The organism is Acinetobacter sp. ANC 7912, assembly GCF_039862785.1.
GTDB classification, from domain to species: Bacteria; Pseudomonadota; Gammaproteobacteria; order Pseudomonadales; family Moraxellaceae; genus Acinetobacter; species Acinetobacter thermotolerans.
The window spans coordinates 921,132-941,160 of sequence record NZ_CP156795.1; the positions used below are offsets into that span (position 1 = coordinate 921,132).

Genomic DNA, 20,029 nt, shown 5'->3' on the forward strand with positions numbered 1-20,029 from the left:
ACACAGCATTGTCCGGTTTTGGGTTATTGGAGACTAATATCTATTGCTCAGATGGACTGCTGGTTAAAGTCAGAGGTTAAACTTGCTGATAGTTTTGATCCACCTGCAGAATTTCCTGAATTTGGGCAAAATAGGTCAAGCACAACGAAAGTATGACTAGAAAAATATTATGGCCAGATATAGGCGAAAAATAGTTTTCCCTATTTGAAGCATGAAAGAACTGTTAAAAATTACGCCGAAGCATATATGAGAAATGATGATTGAATTGTATGATAATTCATCAGTTAAAATCCTTGAAAAGAAACTTAACTCAAAAGCCTGGGAAAGGGGATTAAACTTATTTCACCCGGAAATACCTCTTTGCTAGATATTTTATTTTTTGATAGGCCGGCACTTTTCTCAGGCGTGGGCTGCATTTTTTAAGGAAATCCATGGGAAATTTCTTTTTCTTACAACTTCTCACCGTTGTTTTTGCCCTATCCATTGCCACGACACTATTTAATAAGCGGGTCCTCGGCTTTCCTCAAGCGATTGGGGTGCCGATTGTTTCCGCGATTTTCGTGTTTATCCTGCAATGGGGCGCGAGTCTGCTACATGGCAATCCTTTTTTCAGCATTAATATTACCAATATTGAAAATGCAGTCCGGCATATTGATTTCTATGATTTCCTGATCAATGGGGTGATCTGTTTCATCCTGACTTCATCTGCGCTGAAATTTAAGGTGTCTGATTTACGTAACCACTGGCGTCCCATCGGGATTCTGGCGAGTCTGGCACTGGTATTCTGTGCAGTATTCTTTGGCTTAGCACTTTATGGGTATCAATTCCTGATCGGCAAACATGTTGATTTAGTGGTACTTCTGCTGCTTGGCGCCGCCTTGGGGGCTACCGACCCGATCGGAATCAAAGGGGTACTCAGTTCGGTGCGTGCGCCGTATCACCTGATGGTGAAACTGGAAGGCGAGTCGCTATTTAATGACGCAATGTGTATTGCCTTGTTTATGACCTTGCTGAATGTATTGCAAGGGGAAAGCTTTACTATTCTGGGTGTATTGCAAACGCTGCTATATGAGATTGTCGTCGCCGTGCTGATCGGTGTGGTATTTGGTTGGGCGATGTTGCGTATTCTTCGTGGTAAGCATGAAATGGAATCGCTGATTCTGACCACCTCATTATTGGCCTGTGGTTCTTATCTGGTGGCATTGTTAGCCCATGCGTCTGCACCTATTGCCTGTGTGATTGGTGGTCTGATTGTCGGTAACAAGTGGAAAGAAATTCTGGCCGATGCCGATATCGGTGACGTCAACCATTTCTGGCATACCGTGGAAGGGATTATTAATTCCTTCTTGTTTACGCTGATTGGTCTGGAACTGTTTATTATTGACCTGAGTACCAGTCTGATTCTGGGCGGGATCGTGGCCTTTATTATCTTGCACGTTGCGCGTTTTGCAGCGAACTTTTTATCTTTCTCAATGTTCCCACATCTGCGCAGAAAGCGTTACAACGGCAGTCTGGCAATTCTGTCTTGGGGTGGTGTCCGTGGGGGGATTTCGCTGGCACTGATTCTTGCGGTTGCTAATATTCCGGAGCTGGAAGAATATAGCAGTATCCTGATTGGCTATACCTTTATTGTAGTGCTGCTCTCCGGTGTGGTGTGTGGACTGGGGCTGCCGGCCGTAATGAATGCGTTTTATCACAACCCAAATGAAGAAACCCTGGGTTGGAAAGGCTGGTATCAACGGTTGTGCCATCGAATGAATCGCAAAGGCTTTAAGTATATTATCGGTGAAGATGCGCAGGGTAATGAAACCATTACTGTATATCAGCCAGAAACCTTAATTGATGAGAAAGATGAGGATGGTGTGGCAGCAGTACATAATCCGGAAAAAGTGCAGGAAGTAAAACGTCTGGAAAGTCCGGACAACTTCTAATTTCTTGCTTATGCTAAAAAGAGAATCTCCGGATTCTCTTTTTTTATTGCCTGTGCCTTAACTTGGCGAGCTGATATTGAAATGAGTATGATCAGGACAGAGTAAAAGGAATATTAATGATGCCAGCCAGATTCAGTGATGAACTTGCCCAAATGATTCTTAGCGTCGTAGCCTTGATTCCAAAAGGTAAAGTGGCAAGCTATGGCCAGATTGCCAAACTTGCAGGATTGCCACGGCATGCGCGACTGGTCGGACGTGTACTCAAGGAAATGGATGCATCTTCAGACTTGCCTTGGCATCGGGTGATTAATTCTCAAGGCAAAATTAGTGTGCATAAGCTGGATGAGCAGGGAATGAATATACAGGCGGCTAAATTAATGCAAGAAGGTGTGGTGGTGATAGGGGATAAAGTGAATCTAAAAGTTTATCGATGGGATGGTTTGCATGCATAAAAATACCCCATGCGGAGATGAGGTATTTTAGAGATAGAGAATCAAGGCTTAGTCGTGACCGCGTACCACCAGCACTGGAATTTCAGCCTGTCCAAGAATGCTTTGCGCCACGCTACCCAAGAAAAATTTCTTGAAGCCAGTACGACCATGTGAACCGATCACAATCAGGTCAGCACCTAAAGTTTTTGCGGCTTTGGTGATTTCGGTATTCACCACCTGGCCTTCTAATAACTGGGTTTCTACTTGAACACCTGCAGCTTCAAAACGTTTTTTCGCTTCATCCAAGTTTTGCTGAATGGAAGTGCGCGCACGTTCAATCAGGTCATTGGTTTGTGCTGCTGTGATGTATTCAGCAGCGATATAAGGGTCTAGAGTCATCACCTGAACCACGGTGATTTTGCTGTTAAATGCTTTGGCCAGTTCTACAGCCTTATCTACAGCAGCAAGTGAAGTTTGTGAACCATCAATAGGAACTAAAATATTTTGAAAAGACATAACCAATCTCCTTACGGAAGCAAAGTTTTATAATTATGAACCGGTTGTCCGGGCTAAAATTTCCTGCTTATAGTTTGATCATATACTCTATTGATGAGAAATAAAACCAGCTAAATTCGTAGGAATTCAGGAAAATTAGTTTGAATAGATAGATGAAAAATTAAGCTAAAATTCCAGTAGTAGAAAAATCTTATTTGGAGTCTTTAAATGATTGATCTTGGGAATGGTTAAATCATTTGGGTTCTTGTTGCTGCAATGGAGGGGGAAAGAGCTTTGTATGAATGGTTTATTAAATTTATTTAGCTGCTAATCATTTTAAACTTGCGGGCCTAAGCGGATATGGTTGGAGGTATTTTCTAAAATAAAATAGTTGCTTGAAAATACATTCTTTGCTGATCTTTCTGGACGGGTGATTTAAAAATAAATAGTATGTTGATTAACTCCTTCTTTTTACTCAATAGATCAGAAGAGGAATTCTAGGTAAAAACTAGAATAAATATTAAGATGATGAATTTGTTTAATTTTTAAATGATTATTACATGATTGCATAAAGACTGAACATTTACCTGTAAAAATGCTTGACGATGGGGGAGGAAGTTAAGATAATGCGCACACAGTTTACGGCTATGTAGCTCAGTTGGTTAGAGCACCGCACTCATAATGCGGGGGTCACAAGTTCAAGTCTCGTCATAGCCACCATTTTTATAGACCAAGCTCTCAGCTTGGTCTCTTTTTTTGTGTTTAAAAAAAATATTTTATTCTTCCAAAACTGTTGCACTATTCTTCTGAATCCTAAATCTAAATTTCTGTAATTCGTTTCTTTGGAAATCCCCATCATTCAGACATCAAAAATAAAAAAATCGCCTAAGCGGACTTAAGCGATTTTGAATTTCTGTCTTTTCAGAAAAGAGGAGTCTTAGACGCCCGGTTTCCAGCCATTCACGATTGGGTAACGGCGTTCACGGCTAAAGGAACGTGAGCTGATACGAGGACCGATTGCACCTTGGCGGCGTTTGTATTCGTTGATATCCACCAGACGAATCACGCGTTTTACTACCTCTTCATCAAAGCCTTTGGCAATGATGTCATCTTGGCTTTGATCTTCTTCGATATAAGAGTACAGGATTGCATCCAGCACTTCGTATGGAGGTAATGAGTCCTGATCCACTTGGTCTGGGCGAAGTTCTGCTGAAGGTGGACGAGTGATGACACGTTCAGGAATCACTGGAGTTTCAGCAATGCTATTACGGTATTTCGCCAGTTCAAATACAATGGTTTTGTAGACGTCTTTCAGTACTGCGAAACCACCAACCATATCACCGTACAGAGTACAGTAGCCTACAGAAAGTTCAGATTTGTTGCCGGTAGAAAGTACCAGGTTACCAAACTTGTTGGATAATGCCATCAGCAGTGTGCCGCGTGAACGTGCTTGTAGGTTTTCTTCGGTTGCATCCACTGGCGCATCGCCAAAGAATGGATACAAGGTTTGCAGGAAGCCATTAACAATTGGGTTGATTTCTGCAATACCGAAAGTCACGCCTAGAGTTTTGGCCTGTTCTGCTGCATCTTCTACACTGATTTGCGCAGTATAAGTATAAGGCATCATCACTGCTTGGACTTTGTCAGCACCCAAGGCATCCACGGCAATGGCTAAAGTCAATGCAGAGTCGATCCCGCCAGACAGACCTAGAATGACACCCGGGAAGCCAGAACGTTGCACATAATCACGTGTGCCAACCACCAAGCTTTGATAAATCTCTGCCATGGTGTCCAGTACAGGAGTTACGGTACCTTTACTGAAAGCTTGTTGTTCAGCATCGAATTCCACCAGATGCAGGCCTTCCTGGAAGCTTGGAGCTTGCAGTGCCAGTTCACCGGTTTTATTCAGAACAAAGCTAGTGCCGTCAAAGACCAGATCATCCTGTCCACCGACCTGGTTACAGTAAACTAGATTGATATTCAGTTCTTTGACCAATGCAGCCATAGTATCGATACGGTGCTGTGGTTTGCCGACTTCATAAGGTGAAGAGTTCAGTACCAGGGCAGTATCGATATTAAGCTGAGCCAATTGCTGCACCGTATTTAAAGACCAGACATCTTCGCAAATCAGTACGCCAAACTTGTGACCGAGGTATTCAAAGACCAGGTGTTGATGGCCTTTATTGAAATAACGCTTTTCATCAAAAACGCTGTAATTAGGTAGTGTCTGCTTGTTATAAACACCCAGTACCTGACCATCTTTCATCACAGCAGCAGAGTTAAAACGCTGACCATCTTCAGCCACATTCACAAAACCAAATATCATCACGATGTCTTTGACTTGTGCCAGTTGATCAAATGCCTGTTGAGTACGTTTGGTCAAACTTGGACGCAGAATTAAATCTTCTGCAGGGTAACCAAGAATCGAAAGTTCTGGAAAGATAATCAGATCAGCATTGTCTTTTTTTGCCAGATTGGCCTGTTCGATAATTTTTTGCGTATTTGCGTCGATATTGCCTACATGTGGAGAGAATTGAGCAAGGGCAATTTTAAAACTTTTCATTCCAACTAAATCCTAATCCTGATAGATTTTTTGCACTAATCGGCTGATATTTAAAATTATAGTTCTTCAGTAGAGTGCAATTGGGGTGTACTAACATAATGCCAAATGGCTATAAATTTTAAACACAATCATAAAGCGTGATATTTAATCTCAATTATTGGGAGGAAAATATCAGACATGAGTTATTCTATCGAATTTTGAAGCAGATGCTAGCGTTGTTTGCATAGATTTATTGTTGAAATGCAACTGTATCATTAAAAATAAAACGAACGCTTATGCTTTTGTAAGGAATCCGTCTGAAGTGAGTATGTTGTGTGAAAAATTAGGATTTTAGCTCTAAAAAAACTATTCCAGTTCCTGAATAATATTGGGTATTTTCTTAAGATAAATATCACGTGCAATATCGCCTTGCTGTTCGATGTTATAGTGCCAGAAAGACTTACCCGGAATATAGGTATATTGATAGGGATTATATTTGCCAAAACTTAAAAAATAAGCGGTTTGTAAAATTGCACCTCGCAACACCACATTAATGCCATGCTGATGCTGGAAAATATGGGTCATCTCATGAATAAATACGGCGCGAAAACTCGCATTCTCTTTGGAATAATCCTCCTTAAAAAGAATATTGCGCACATGAACATATCCTACAGGTGCCATCAAGATATGTTTCGGTTGCCAGGGCAGGAAAGGATGATTCATGACATGCACTTTACTGTAATCAATTCGGGTGCCAAACACTGAATGGCACATTTGGATTTCACCTTCAGTGAGTGGGCGGCATTTAAAGCGATCCAGTTTGAGCAGCCTGATCAGAAAGGGCAGTAGTTTCAGCAACAACATAGGGCACAGTGCAGGGAAATGGGTGAAATATATAGACAAACCTTAGCATCCTATTTTTAAGCTGTGCAAGTTAGCTTGCACGGTTTCATCCAAACTGCTGGAAAGTTACAATAGTTCGATTCCAAACAGGTAGTTCATTTATGAAAGCGCGCATCCATACTCTCATTTCTGCCATCAGTGCAAATATGTATGAGCGCGAACATATTATCGCCCTGAGTTTGCTGGCAGGAGCAGCGGGGATGAATACCTTTCTGTATGGTCATCCGGGGACTGCCAAAAGCCTGATTTCGCGCCGCATCGCTTGTGCTTTTGAAGTGGCAGAATATTTTGAATATTTGATGAACCGTTTCAGTACGCCGGAAGAAATTTTCGGGCCAGTCTCGATCAAGGCGTTGAAAGAAGATCAATACATCCGCAAAACCGAGCACTATTTGCCAAAAGCAGACTTCGCTTTTCTGGATGAAATCTGGAAAGCAAGTCCGGCAATTCTGAATACATTATTAACGCTGGTGAATGAGCGCATCTTTAAAAATGGGGATATGATTCAGCAGGTGCCCTTAAAGGTGTTGATGAGTGCATCCAATGAGATTCCAGAACCGAATCAGGGACTGGATGCATTATATGACCGCTTTATTTTACGCCTGACTGTGCCTCCGATTGAGCAGACAACCAATTTTCATGCATTGCTGCAAGCCAAGCCGGCACGCGCGAAACCTGAAGTTGATGAAGCCCTAAAAATTAAAAAACATGAACTAGCTGAATGGCGTAATCAGATTCATGAAGTTGAGCTGCCAGCGTATGTGCTGGCAGTATTTGATGAGATCAAACAGCGACTAAATCATAGCTATGAAGATCATCAGGTCTATGTCTCTGACCGTCGCTGGCAACGAACTGCCTATCTGGTCAAAGCGGCCGCATTTTTAAATGAGCGTAGCCAGGTGCAGTTGAATGATCTATTTCTCCTCAAACACTGTCTCTGGAATCAGGTGGAAGATGTGCCATTGGTCAATCAGGCTGTAGATAGCGCTATCCTGGAAACTGGTCTGGCTTTTGATTCAGAGCTGGAAACACTGACCATAGAAAAAGAAACGCTGGAACAGAATATCTTGAACAGCTTTTACTATACCGATGATGTGTATGAAAGCTACCTGATTCGTGATAAAGAATATCTACGCGCTGTCAACAATCTGGATCATCACTACAAAGATAAAGTGCTGTATTTGGAGCTAAACAAGATGGGCACCAAAAAAGATTTCTTCGCGGTGGATGAAAGTGGTGAAGAAATCCGCGGTATCGTCTGTAATTTTAACGGATCGCGCATGTGTACCCTGAAAGGTGGTTATTACGGGCTGGAAGAAACGGTTTCGCCTTATATTAAACACAGTAAAGGCACTACACGTAGTAGTGTAGCCAGCGAAGTGCGCATTGATCTGCTGCAACAACTTAAACAACTGAAACAGAAACTGCAGGCAGATGTAGCCCGCATGCAGCAACATCTTGAAACAGAAAGAGCGGCCCTTGATTCACCATTTGTACAGGATGTAGATATTCAGCAACTACAACAAGGCATGCAACAACAGCTGGAACGCTATCAGCTGCAGATGCAGGATTGTGCCCGTCTGGAACAGTTATGCAGAAGCTAAACCTGCGTTCACCGTTACAGACACAGCAATCATTAGAAAGGCTGACCGATCAACTATACGATGAACTGCGCCAGTCCACACTCAAGCATTGGCTGAATGACCATAAAACGGCACAATGGTTGGATGAAAAAGTGCAGGAGTGGGCCTATCAGGCCAAAAATAATCTGGATGAACAGCATCCTTATCAGGAAGCGCAGCAGCATTTGGAATATTGGCTGCAACTAGAGCAGGTTAATGCAGCACAGTTTCAGCAGATACTGGAGCAATACCAAAGTTTTACTCAGCAAATTGGTCTGCCAGATCTAAGCGATTTTTGGCAGTATCAGCTGCAACAGGCGAAGCACAGCGTCACTCAGTTGCAGTTCCAGTTGATGAAAGAAAAATGGCAACGTAAGCTAACTGAAGCGGTAGCACATTGGGAATTTGAACAGCTGGCATTGCTACGGGATACATTCCTAGAAGAGATTAAAGATTTTTTGGCTTCGCTGCAAAAAATGTCCCGCTATAAGGATAGTCTCGGTGCAGATACTGGCATCTTTCTGGATTATTCCAGTGGCAAACTGACCCAGCAGGATGTACAGCAGTTTGAGCAGTGGAGTCACTATCTGGAACAGGATGCCGAACTGATACGTTTATGCAGGATGATTGGATCAGCACAGCCATCTCGCTATCCACGTAAAAACTTTGCTGCCAAATATGACTTTCAGGCTCAAGAACAGATACGTCAACAAGCACATGAAGAAATTACCGGAATTTCGTTGGGGCAAGATCCGAATCTGGCTCTACCCAATGAGCTGGCGCTATTGTCTGATCCGGACCTGCAGATTCTGTTTGATCTGAAGTATCTCGAATCTAATCTGATGAGCTTTCATATGCAGGGGCAGCAGTCTGGCCGGGTGATTGAAGATTCTCGGCATGCCAAGAAAAAGCTGGGACAGAAAGGGCCTATGGTTGTCTGTCTAGATACCAGCGGTTCCATGCATGGCCAGCCGGAACTGATTTCCAAAGCTATTTGCCTGTACCTGGGCATTCAGGCGATGCGGGAAAAGCGCCCAATGTACCTGATTAACTTCTCCACTAATTTGACAGCACTGAGTTTAAATACGAATACTGCATTGGATGGCCTGATTCATTTTCTGAGTCAGTCCTTTCATGGTGGCACCGATATTATTCCGGCGATGCAGCATGCAGTAGAAATGCTAGAACAGCCAGAATTTCAAAATGCCGATGTCGCTGTGATTTCCGATTTTATTATGGGGCAGCTCAGTCCAGAGCTGATGGAAAAAATTGATCTGCAGAAGCAGCAGGGCGCTGGCTTTTATGGAGTCGCGATTGGAAGTTTCCGCTTTGATCATCTCGATAAAGGATTGTTTGACCATCAGTGGATTTACCAGTCCAGTACCGGAAAAGTGATTGAATTGCAGCCGAATGCATAAGGTTTTTTTAGCGAGAGCTCATCTCTGATAGGATTTTAATTTTATCAGTCATAAAAAAACCGCCCAAAGGGCGGTTTTTGTGGTCTTTCGACGCGTACTGAATTAACGGTTGATGTCGCGTTGAGTTTCGCCAGTGTAAAGCTGACGAGGACGACCGATTTTGTAAGGTGCGCTGTGCATTTCTAACCAGTGGCTGATCCAACCCACTGTACGTGCAAGAGCGAAGATTACAGTAAACATTTCTGTTGGGATACCAATCGCTTTAAGGATGATACCTGAGTAGAAGTCTACGTTAGGGTACAGGTTACGTTTGATGAAGTATTCGTCAGAAAGTGCGATACGTTCAAGTTCCATAGCCAGTGCAAGCTGTGGATCGTTGATACCAAGTGCAGTTAACACTTCGTCGCAAGTTTCTTTCATTACTTTCGCACGTGGGTCGAAGTTTTTGTACACACGGTGACCGAAGCCCATGAGTTTAACTTCTTTAGTTTTCACTTTTTCCATGAACGGAGCAACGTTCTCTACAGTGCCGATTTCATCAAGCATCTTAAGAACAGCTTCGTTTGCACCACCGTGAGCAGGACCCCAAAGTGCAGCGATACCCGCAGCGATACATGCATATGGGTTAGCACCAGTAGAACCCGCTAGACGTACGGTAGAAGTAGACGCGTTTTGTTCGTGGTCAGCATGAAGCGTAAAGATACGGTCCATTGCTTTCGCAAGAATTGGGTTAACTTTGTAGTCACGGTCTGCTGGAGTAGCAAACATCATGTACAGGAAGTTTTCAGCGTAGCTTAAGTCGTTACGTGGGTAAACGAATGGTTGACCAACTGTGTATTTGTAAGTCCAAGCAGCCAGAGTAGGAACTTTAGCAATCAGACGGATTGCAGTGATTTCACGGTGGTCAATGTTTTCGATGTCCAGGCTGTTGTGATAGAACGCAGAAAGTGCACCAACCACACCACACATGATCGCCATAGGGTGAGCGTCACGACGGAAACCATTGAAGAAGCGGCTAACTTGGTCGTGAACCATAGTGTGGTTACGAACTTTAGAGTCGAACTCAGCTTTTTGTTCAGCAGTTGGAAGCTCGCCATTTAACAACAGGTAGCAAGTTTCTAGGTAGTCTGCTTTAGTTGCTAACTGGTCGATTGGGTAACCACGGTGTAAAAGAACGCCTTTACCGCCATCGATGAATGTGATTTTAGATTCGCACGCCGCTGTAGACACGAAACCAGGATCAAAAGTAAAGTGACCTGCAGCCAATACATCTTTAACGTCGATTACATCTGGGCCCAATGTGCCGCTGTAAATTGGTAGTTCAATTTGTTTGCCATCAAGCTGTAAAACGGCTTTCTTGCCAGTTGCTTCAGACATTCAATAGATCTCCTGTCCTGGTGAATGTTTATCCGAGTTGTCTATCAATCTTTTAATGCACAAAACGGACGGATCAAAAAATTGCTATAAGATTAGTGAGTACTGAAATTTTGTCAATTATACTTATGGATAAAAAATGACATTACACAGTGGTTTAGTCACATAATCTCTGTATAAAGCTTTCATGAAAATCACAGCATCAACGCGGTATAATAAGGTAAAAATATCTTTAGGTGCAGAAAAAAAAACATTGTTTGTAGCAATAATCATCATCGTTTAATCGTAAAAAAATGTTTATAAATCCACCTTTCAGATGAGAACCCTTCGCAAAACTATATAAATTTCGCGACTTAGCTAACTTTTAAAGTCTTGTTGTTTTTGTTCAGTTTTATAATTAAAAGCGCTTAACACTTTTCATTAAAATGATTGTTTGGTTAAAAAATGACTGATTTGGAACAGCCATAATATTGTGTGAAGATATATTTGTGAGATTTTTGTCACATTTTTATTAATTAAAGCGCAGGGGGAAATTAATAAGATGGGGGACTCAATTAAATAAGGCCGAATATTGTCGAATACGCCAGCAAAATATTTAGACTCAAATGATATCCTTCTTTATATATAGGCTTACCAGACCAAAAGAAGTACTGGCTTATTTGAGTGATATTTTCAATGGCTCACATAAGTGGTTGAATCTTCTCCTTTAGTCTAAAGTATAGACAATGTTGTTAACTATATATACTACACCAATTTGATCAGGTTTATTTTTAAAAAACAAAGAAATAAACATCATATGCTAACTATTTGAAAGGGCGGGAATTGCGCTTTTAATTGTTAATGATTCTTATTTAAATATTTTTTAGTGAAAAAGCGAAATAGAGTTGTTTGTGTTTTAATATTTAGCGTTTTATAATTCAGTGTCGTTTTATGTTTAGGCATGTATTTGTCTAATAATGCCAGCTTTCCTTCGAATTAATTCCAACAAACTCCGGATGGAGTTTTTAACTACAGGATGCCAGCTGTGAAAAGCAACAGACCTGTCAATTTGTCCATGGGTCAAGTTTTAGAAGTAAACTTAAAATCACCTGTGGCTATTGCATCAATTCTACACCGTCTTTCGGGTGTAATCGTATTTCTACTCGTACCGGTCCTTCTATGGATTTTAGACAAATCATTGTCTTCACCTGAAGGTTTTGCACAAGTGCAAGAAATCTTTAACGGTTTCATTGTTCGCTTCGTCGTATGGGTGTTTGTAGCCGGCTTAATTTATCATTTGTTCACTGGTATTAAGCACTTACTGGCAGATATCGGCGTTGCAGAGGAACTGCAAAGCGGTCGTACTGCAGCTACTATTTCATTAATCTTGTCTGCTATCGGTATCGTTGCAGCATTTGTATGGATCGTACTCTAATGAAAAGTGCTACTGGTTTAACAGGTTCAGGTTCTCGTGATTGGTTTATCCAACGCATTAGTGCTGTAGTTTTAGCTGTTTATACCGTTGTGGTATTGGGTTGGATCCTACTGAATGGTGGTTTCAACTTCGAGCAATGGTACGGCTTTATGATGACATTACCAATGAAGATTATGTCTTTATTGGCAGTCTTATCTCTTGTTGCGCATGCTTGGATCGGTATGTGGCAAGTATTCACTGACTATGTGACTACTCGTCAAATGGGTCCATCGGCTTCAGGTTTACGCCTTGTACTGACTTCAGCAGTGATCATTGCTGTATTTGCATATGCAATCTGGGCTATCCGGATTTTTTGGGCGAATTGATAGGAAACAATCATGGGCGCTATAACCCCTAAAGAAGACTACACAAATATTCCACATTTAACTTTCGACGCAGTGATTGTCGGTGGTGGTGGTTCAGGTATGCGTGCTTCTTACCAACTTGCTCAAGCTGGTTTGAAAGTTGCTGTACTGACTAAAGTATTCCCAACACGTTCTCATACTGTGGCTGCACAGGGTGGTATTGGTGCATCTCTTGGTAACATGCAAGAAGATAACTGGCACTATCACTTCTATGACACTGTTAAAGGTTCTGACTGGTTAGGTGACCAAGACGCAATCGAGTTCATGACTCGAGAAGCGCCACAAGTTGTATATGAACTTGAACACCTGGGTATGCCATTCGACCGTAACGCAGATGGTACAATCTACCAACGTCCATTCGGTGGTCACTCTGCAAACTACGGTGAAAAAGCAGTTCCACGTGCATGTGCTGCTGCTGACCGTACAGGTCACGCACTACTTCACACGCTGTACCAAAGCAACGTGAAAATGGGTACTCAATTCTTCGTAGAATGGATCGCGCTTGACCTGATTCGTAACGAAGCTGGTGATGTACTGGGTGTTACAGCAATTGACCAGGAAACTGGTAAAATTGCAGTATTCCAAGCAAAAGCGACATTATTCGCTACTGGTGGTGCTGGTCGTGTTTACCGTGCATCGACTAACGCTTATATCAACACTGGTGACGGTCTTGGTATGGCGGCTCGTGCTGGTATTCCACTGCAAGACATGGAATTCTGGCAATTCCACCCTACAGGTGTTGCGGGCGCAGGCGTACTATTAACTGAAGGTTGTCGTGGTGAAGGTGCGATCCTTCGTAACAAAGACGGCGAACCGTTCATGGAACGTTATGCACCGACGCTGAAAGACTTGGCTCCTCGTGACTTCGTATCACGTTCTATGGACCAAGAAATCAAAGAAGGTCGTGGTTGTGGTCCTAAAGGCGACTATATCCTGCTGGATATGACTCACCTAGGTGCTGAAACTATCATGAAACGTCTGCCATCTGTATTCGAGATTGGTAAGAAATTCGCGAACGTTGACATCACCAAAGAGCCAATTCCTGTAGTACCTACAATCCACTATCAAATGGGTGGTATTCCGACCAATATCCATGGTCAGGTTGTAGTACCAGAAGGTAACGAAACTGCTCCTCTAGTGACTCATTACGACAAAAACACAGATAGTTATACTGTGAATACTGATCGTAACTTCACTAAACCAGTGAAAGGTTTTTACGCAATTGGTGAATGTTCATGTGTATCTGTACACGGTGCAAACCGTCTGGGTACAAACTCTCTGCTTGACCTTGTTGTATTTGGTAAAGCAGCTGGTGAACATATCATTGACTACGTGACTAAACACCACGGTGATGAGTACGCGCCACTTCCTACAACTGTACTTGAGAAAACACTTGAACGTGTTCGTAAACTTGACGAATCTACTTCAGGTGAAAATGCTCAGGAAGTTGCTGACGCAATTCGTGACATCGTTCAAGATCATGCGGGTGTATTCCGTACAACTGCGCTGCTTGAAGAAGGTGTTAAACAGATTCTTGCGCTGGAACCACGTGTTCGCAACATCCACCTGAAAGACAAATCTAAAGTCTTCAACACAGCGCGTATCGAAGCACTTGAAGTTGAAAACTTGTACGAAGTAGCGAAAGCAACCCTGATTTCTGCTGCTGCCCGTAAAGAATGTCGTGGTGCACATACGGTTGTTGACTTCGAATTGCCACCTGATCACCCAGACTACCCATACGGCCGTCGCGATGATGAGTGGATGAAGCACACATTATGGTTCTCTGCTGATAACCATCTTGAGTACAAGCCAGTTCGCTATAAACCTTTATCGGTTGATGCGATTCCACCGAAACCACGTACATTCTAATTAGGAGATGTGAGATGAGTAGAGGTACTCGTACATTTAATATCTACCGCTACGATCCTGATAAGGATGCAGCACCATACATGCAAACTTTCAAGCTTGAGCTGACTGACAAGCACCGTATGTTGCTTGATGCGCTTCTAGCATTGAAAGTACAAGACGAAACTTTGACGTTCCGTCGTTCATGTCGTGAAGGTATCTGTGGTTCTGATGGTGTAAACATCAATGGTAAAAACGGTCTTGCATGTCTGCAAAACCTGAATGATTTGCCAGAAACCATTACGATCCGTCCACTGCCAGGTCTTCCAGTAATCAAAGACCTTGTAGTTGACATGAACCAGTTCTACGATCAATACAACAAAATTCATCCGTTCTTGATCAACAACCAGCCTGCGCCGCCTAAAGAGCGTCTGCAGTCTCCTGAAGAACGTGAACACCTGAATGGTCTGTACGAATGTATTCTATGTGCATGTTGTTCAACTTCATGTCCATCATTCTGGTGGAACCCAGACAAATTCTTGGGTCCTTCAGCATTGCTGAATGCATACCGTTTCATCATCGATTCACGTGATACAGCGACTCAAGAGCGTCTGGCTCGTCTTGACGACCCATTCTCGCTGTTCCGTTGTAAAGGAATCATGAATTGTGTATCTGTATGTCCTAAAGGCCTGAACCCTACTAAAGCAATCGGTCACATCCGTAACATGCTTCTAGATATGGCTGGCTAATCCAGACTGCATATAACAGTTTGTCAAAAAGCACACCACTTGGTGTGCTTTTTGCTTTATAGGGGCACGTAAAATGACAGGTGAAGCGAAAAGCTGGCGTTTTCAATATTCTGTCTTATGTAATAGGGCGGGGTGATGCGCTATTTCAGAGCGTGCTGCTCAACTTTGTGCACTCATTTGATCGGATTCGATTTATTTATGGGTTTTAGGGGGAAATCTGACCTGAAAATGCTGCGTAATAATGTTATTATATAACGCATTATTTTGAAGGGAGTGGATTGGAAAATTTACTCTCTTTTTGTTTATCAATGGGATGTAGAACTTTAGTCGGTTTCTCATTTAAATCCACTTATGATAGAGTAATTCCCGGGTGGTGTATTTGACTAAAAAATATACGTTTCTTGTCAAAAAAATCAATTGATTAGTCGAGATCGTGTTAGCATTTAGCGTACGAGCATACTTAAAAAAGAGTCTTTCTGCGTACATTTTTTAAACATGGAAAGAGAGGCACTTGGTATATAAATGTATGGTGGAGTCGCTTTAGAAAAAATTAGGCTTAAATCATTGTTTTTTCTAAGTCGATTTGCAAAAAATTGCCCGGTCACGATCGGGTATTCAATGAGTGATGATGCCGCTGAGGGGCGTTATTGTTCATTAAACATGTCAAGCCTTGGTCTTGATGTGGTGATAACGCCTCATGGCTTATGCCTTATGGGGGACTAATGTCATATTACCAATTTGACATTACAAATCCTGGGTTTTGCTTAAAAAGCATCCTGAAAATGTTTTTGCAATAGGAAATGGGTCCACAAATGCAAGAAGTTGCTGACGCATTGCGTCTTGACACTGAATTAAGCGCTGATAGTGCAGCGTATATTGAAGAGCTTTATGAGCAATATCTGACCGCTCCAGAATCAGTGGGTGCTGACTGGCAGGAATACTTCGGTAAATTCCCTAAAGGTGATCAACCACACAGCAATGTACGTGAGCAATTCCTTCTTCTAGGTCGCAACTCAAACCGTATTCAGCCTGTTGTACAAAGTGCAGTAAGTTCTGAGCATGAGCGTCGTCAAATCGGCGTGTTGCAACTGATTGCAGCATACCGTAACCGCGGTCACCAAAAAGCGAAACTAGATCCACTAGGTCTGGCAAAACGTGAACAGGCGTTTGACCTGGAACTGGATGCTCACGGTCTGACTAAATCTGACCTGGACACAGTATTCAATACTGGCAATCTTGCAATTGGTAAAGAAGAAGCAACTCTTGCTGAAATTCTTGAAGCACTAGAAACCACTTACTGTGGTTCTATCGGTGCTGAATACATGCACATCGTGGACACCAAAGAAAAACGTTGGATCCAACAACGTCTTGAAGGTGCACGTGGCAAATTCAACTTCTCTACGGATCAGAAAAAACACGTCCTTGAACGTTTAACTGCAGCTGAAGGTTTAGAAAAATATTTAGGTAACAAATACGTTGGTGCGAAACGTTTCGGTGTTGAAGGCGGCGAGTCTTTCATTCCGATGGTTGATGCCGTGATTCAACGTGCAGGTTCTGTAGGTTGTAAAGAAGTTGTGATCGGTATGCCACACCGTGGCCGTCTGAATCTTCTTGTGAACATCATGGGTAAAAACCCGGCTGACCTGTTCGGCGAGTTCGAAGGTAAATCCCTGAACAAAAAAGGTTCTGGTGACGTTAAATACCACCAAGGTTTCTCTTCTAACGTCATGACTCCTGGTGGAGAAGTTCACTTGGCATTGGCGTTTAACCCATCTCACCTTGAAATCGTTGGACCTGTAGTTGAAGGTTCTGTACGTGCTCGTCAAGTACGTCGTAAAGATATCGGTGGTGATGATGTATTACCAATCATCGTTCACGGTGACGCAGCATTTGCAGGTCAAGGTGTAAACCAAGAAACCTTCCAAATGTCACAAACTCGTGGTTACACCGTTGGTGGTACAGTTCACATCGTTGTGAACAACCAGGTTGGTTTTACTACTTCTGATCCACGTGACGCACGTTCTACAGAATACTGTACTGACATCGCGAAAATGATCCAGGCACCGATCTTCCATGTGAACGGTGATGATCCAGAAGCAGTACTATTTGTTGCTCAATTGGCGCATGATTTCCGTCATACTTTCCGTAAAGACGTCGTGATCGACATGTTCTGTTACCGTCGTCGTGGTCACAACGAAGCGGACGAACCAGCTGCAACTCAGCCATTGATGTACCAAGTGATCACCAAAAAAGCGACTACTCGTACATTATATGCTGACAAACTTGTACAAGAAGGCATTCTTGACCGTGCAACTGCGGATGCAATGGTAGAGCAGTATCGTTCTGACCTTGAAGCAGGTAACCACGTTGCCAATGCGCTTGTTCTTGAACCGAACAAGAAAATGTTCGTGGACTGGACTCCTTACCTGGGTCATGAATACACAGACGTTTGGGATACTACATTCCCAGAAGATCGTCTGAAAGAACTTGGCCGTAAAATGCGTGAGCTTCCAGAAGGCTTTGTAATGCAACGCCAAGTCTCTAAAGTGATTGATGACCGTCTGAAAATGCAGACTGGTGAAATGCCACTGAACTGGGGTGCTGCTGAAACTCTGGCTTATGCAACACTTCTAGACGAAGGTTACCTGGTTCGTTTAACTGGTGAAGACGTTGGTCGTGGTACCTTCTCACACCGTCACGCTAAACTGCATAACCAGGTAGATGGTTCTGTATATATCCCACTTTGCCATATCAAAGAAAACCAACCACGTGTTGCGATCTATGACTCTTTACTGTCTGAAATGGCAGTACTGGCATTCGAATATGGTTATGCAACAACTCTGCCTAAGAGCCTGATCATCTGGGAAGCTCAGTTCGGTGACTTCGCTAACTGTGCACAAGTTGTAATCGACCAGTTCATCTCATCTGGCGAAACCAAATGGGAACGTGTATGTGGTCTGACTATGCTTCTGCCACACGGCTTCGAAGGTCAAGGTCCAGAGCACTCATCTGCACGTCTGGAACGCTTCCTGCAATTATGTGCTGAAGAAAACATGCAAGTGTTAACACCAACTACACCTGCTCAGATCTTCCACGCATTGCGTCGTCAAGCAATCCGTCCGATCCGTAAACCAATGATCGTAATGTCTCCTAAGTCATTGCTGCGTCACAAGTTAGCTGTGTCTAACCTAGATGAGCTGGCAAATGGTACATTCCAAACTGTGATCGACGAAGTTGACAACATCAACAAATCTGACGTTACTCGTCTGGTACTGTGTGGTGGTAAGGTTTACTACGACCTGCTAGAAAAACGTCGTGAAAAAGAATTGAACAACACTGCAATCGTTCGTATTGAACAATTGTATCCATACCCAGAAGCACGTCTTGCTGAAGTTCTGGCTCAATATCCAAACGTAACTGAATTGGTATGGGCTCAAGAAGAACCGAAGAACCAAGGTGCTTGGCTGTTCATTGCTCCACGTCTATACGAAGATGTGATGAAGTCTGGTAAACAGATCCGCATTAGCTACGCTGGCCGTGAAGCTTCTGCAGCTCCAGCGTGTGGTTCACCATATTTGCATGCAAAACAACAAGCTCAGCTCGTTAACGACGCTCTAGCGATCGATGCTGAATAATCCAGGAGATTCTAAATAATGGCAACCGAAATTAAAGCACCGGTATTTCCAGAGTCAGTTGCGGACGGCACGATCGCAACTTGGCACAAACAACCAGGTGAAGCAGTATCACGTGATGAAGTGATCTGTGATATCGAAACTGATAAAGTTGTTTTAGAAGTTGTTGCTCCTGCTGACGGTACAATTGCATCAATCATCAAAAACGAAGGCGACACAGTGCTTTCTGCTGAAGTGATTGCACAATTCGAAGAAGGTGCTGTTTCCGGCGCTGCGCAAACTCAAGCGGTTCAATCTGAAGAGAAAGTTGAACAAGCTGCTGCGCAAACTCAAGCGGGTAATGCACCGATCGTTGAGCGTAGCCAAGTTCAAGACCAAGCACCTGCAGTACGTAAAGCATTGACTGAATCTGGTATCAATGCTGCTGACGTTGCTGGTACAGGCCGTGGCGGTCGCATCACTAAAGAAGATGTTGCGAACCACCAAGCTAAACCTGCAGCTGCTGCTCCAGTAGCACCTCTAAGTGTTGCTGTTGGTGAGCGTATCGAAAAACGCGTTCCAATGACTCGTCTGCGTAAACGTGTTGCTGAACGTCTGCTTGCTGCGACTCAAGAAACAGCAATGTTGACGACTTTCAACGAAGTAAACATGAAACCAATCATGGAAATGCGTGCGCAATACAAAGACGTTTTCGAAAAACGTCACGGTGCACGTCTAGGCTTCATGTCATTCTTCGTTAAAGCAGCGACTGAGGCACTAAAACGCTACCCAGCAGTGAACGCTTCTATCGATGGCGACGATATCGTTTACCACGGTTACTATGACATCGGCGTGGCAGTATCTTCTGATCGTGGTCTAGTTGTGCCAGTTCTGCGTGATACTGACCGCATGAGCTATGCAGAAGTTGAAAACGGTATCCGTGCTTACGCTGGCAAGGCACGTGAAGGCAAACTTGCAATCGAAGACATGACTGGTGGTACTTTCACAATTACCAACGGTGGTACTTTCGGTTCACTGCTTTCAACTCCGATTCTGAACCAGCCACAAACTGCGATCCTGGGTATGCACAAAATCCAAGAACGTCCTATGGCGGTAAATGGTCAGGTTGAAATCCTGCCTATGATGTACCTGGCACTTTCTTATGACCACCGTCTGATTGATGGTAAAGAAGCTGTTGGCTTCCTGGTAACTATCAAAGAATTGTTAGAAGAACCAGCTCGCCTTATCCTTGACCTATAATTTTAGTTCTTAAGAATAATCTGAACGAGT

At 43.1% G+C, this 20,029-nt stretch carries 14 protein-coding genes and 1 tRNA gene; 11 read left to right on the forward strand and 4 right to left on the reverse strand.

Annotated features, from left to right (window positions below; all coding sequences use genetic code 11):
- Nucleotides 1-431 precede the first annotated feature (431 nt).
- Together ABEF84_RS04590 and ABEF84_RS04595 are read left to right on the forward strand one after the other, a co-directional pair.
- Nucleotides 432-1,931 carry a sodium:proton antiporter gene (locus tag ABEF84_RS04590; RefSeq protein WP_347453717.1) on the forward strand — a complete coding sequence of 500 codons (1,500 nt, stop codon included), beginning with the start codon at nucleotides 432-434 and terminating at the stop codon, nucleotides 1,929-1,931.
- Between the two features lie 119 nt (nucleotides 1,932-2,050).
- Nucleotides 2,051-2,383, forward strand: a complete 333-nt coding sequence (locus ABEF84_RS04595; RefSeq protein ID WP_347454136.1) for an MGMT family protein — start codon at nucleotides 2,051-2,053, stop codon at nucleotides 2,381-2,383.
- Nucleotides 2,384-2,431: 48 nt separating this feature from the next.
- Here ABEF84_RS04595 and ABEF84_RS04600 read toward each other — a convergent pair whose 3' ends face one another.
- Nucleotides 2,432-2,878, reverse strand: coding sequence for a universal stress protein (locus ABEF84_RS04600; protein ID WP_347453718.1), 447 nt, complete (start codon nucleotides 2,876-2,878; stop codon nucleotides 2,432-2,434).
- Nucleotides 2,879-3,500: 622 nt separating this feature from the next.
- On the opposite strand from ABEF84_RS04600, the gene ABEF84_RS04605 reads away from it, so the two are divergent.
- A tRNA-Met gene (locus ABEF84_RS04605) sits at nucleotides 3,501-3,577 on the forward strand.
- Between the two features lie 217 nt (nucleotides 3,578-3,794).
- Here ABEF84_RS04605 and ABEF84_RS04610 read toward each other — a convergent pair.
- Complete coding sequence (locus tag ABEF84_RS04610; protein ID WP_347453719.1) at nucleotides 3,795-5,420, reverse strand: NAD+ synthase; 1,626 nt, start codon at nucleotides 5,418-5,420, stop codon at nucleotides 3,795-3,797.
- A gap of 345 nt (nucleotides 5,421-5,765) precedes the next feature.
- Nucleotides 5,766-6,260, reverse strand: coding sequence for a hypothetical protein (locus tag ABEF84_RS04615; RefSeq protein WP_347454137.1), 495 nt, complete (start codon nucleotides 6,258-6,260; stop codon nucleotides 5,766-5,768).
- 143 nt (nucleotides 6,261-6,403) lie between these two features.
- Here ABEF84_RS04615 and ABEF84_RS04620 point away from each other — a divergent pair, with 143 nt between their 5' ends.
- Both ABEF84_RS04620 and ABEF84_RS04625 read left to right on the forward strand, forming a co-directional pair.
- The gene (locus ABEF84_RS04620; RefSeq protein WP_347453720.1) at nucleotides 6,404-7,906 is read left to right on the forward strand and encodes an AAA family ATPase; all 1,503 of its coding nucleotides are present in this window, start codon (nucleotides 6,404-6,406) and stop codon (nucleotides 7,904-7,906) included.
- Entirely contained in the window at nucleotides 7,894-9,342 is a 1,449-nt protein-coding gene (locus ABEF84_RS04625; RefSeq protein ID WP_347453721.1) for a VWA domain-containing protein, read from the forward strand. The genes ABEF84_RS04620 and ABEF84_RS04625 overlap by 13 nt, the downstream gene beginning before the upstream one ends.
- 102 nt (nucleotides 9,343-9,444) lie before the next feature.
- Here the strand turns inward: ABEF84_RS04625 and gltA are convergent, their stop codons facing one another.
- Nucleotides 9,445-10,719: a citrate synthase gene (gene gltA / locus ABEF84_RS04630; protein ID WP_034586290.1), complete on the reverse strand. Its 1,275-nt coding sequence runs from the start codon at nucleotides 10,717-10,719 to the stop codon at nucleotides 9,445-9,447.
- A gap of 1,012 nt (nucleotides 10,720-11,731) precedes the next feature.
- On the opposite strand from gltA, the gene sdhC reads away from it, so the two are divergent.
- The 6 genes from sdhC (at nucleotide 11,732) to odhB (ending at nucleotide 19,999) form a co-directional block, all read left to right on the forward strand.
- Nucleotides 11,732-12,130, forward strand: a complete 399-nt coding sequence (gene sdhC, locus ABEF84_RS04635; protein WP_034586294.1) for a succinate dehydrogenase, cytochrome b556 subunit — start codon at nucleotides 11,732-11,734, stop codon at nucleotides 12,128-12,130.
- Entirely contained in the window at nucleotides 12,130-12,495 is a 366-nt protein-coding gene (gene sdhD / locus ABEF84_RS04640) for a succinate dehydrogenase, hydrophobic membrane anchor protein (RefSeq protein ID WP_034586296.1), read from the forward strand. The genes sdhC and sdhD overlap by 1 nt, the downstream gene beginning before the upstream one ends.
- Before the next feature lie 12 nt (nucleotides 12,496-12,507).
- A complete protein-coding gene (gene sdhA, locus ABEF84_RS04645; RefSeq protein ID WP_347453722.1) occupies nucleotides 12,508-14,403 on the forward strand; it encodes a succinate dehydrogenase flavoprotein subunit in 1,896 nt (631 codons plus the stop codon).
- A 14-nt stretch (nucleotides 14,404-14,417) separates the two neighbouring features.
- The gene (locus tag ABEF84_RS04650) at nucleotides 14,418-15,128 is read left to right on the forward strand and encodes a succinate dehydrogenase iron-sulfur subunit (RefSeq protein WP_034586301.1); all 711 of its coding nucleotides are present in this window, start codon (nucleotides 14,418-14,420) and stop codon (nucleotides 15,126-15,128) included.
- Between the two features lie 812 nt (nucleotides 15,129-15,940).
- Nucleotides 15,941-18,763 (forward strand): 2-oxoglutarate dehydrogenase E1 component, encoded by a 2,823-nt coding sequence (locus ABEF84_RS04655; protein ID WP_347453723.1) that lies wholly within the window; start codon nucleotides 15,941-15,943, stop codon nucleotides 18,761-18,763.
- Between the two features lie 18 nt (nucleotides 18,764-18,781).
- Nucleotides 18,782-19,999 carry a 2-oxoglutarate dehydrogenase complex dihydrolipoyllysine-residue succinyltransferase gene (gene odhB, locus ABEF84_RS04660; RefSeq protein WP_034586303.1) on the forward strand — a complete coding sequence of 406 codons (1,218 nt, stop codon included), beginning with the start codon at nucleotides 18,782-18,784 and terminating at the stop codon, nucleotides 19,997-19,999.
- Nucleotides 20,000-20,029 lie beyond the last annotated feature (30 nt).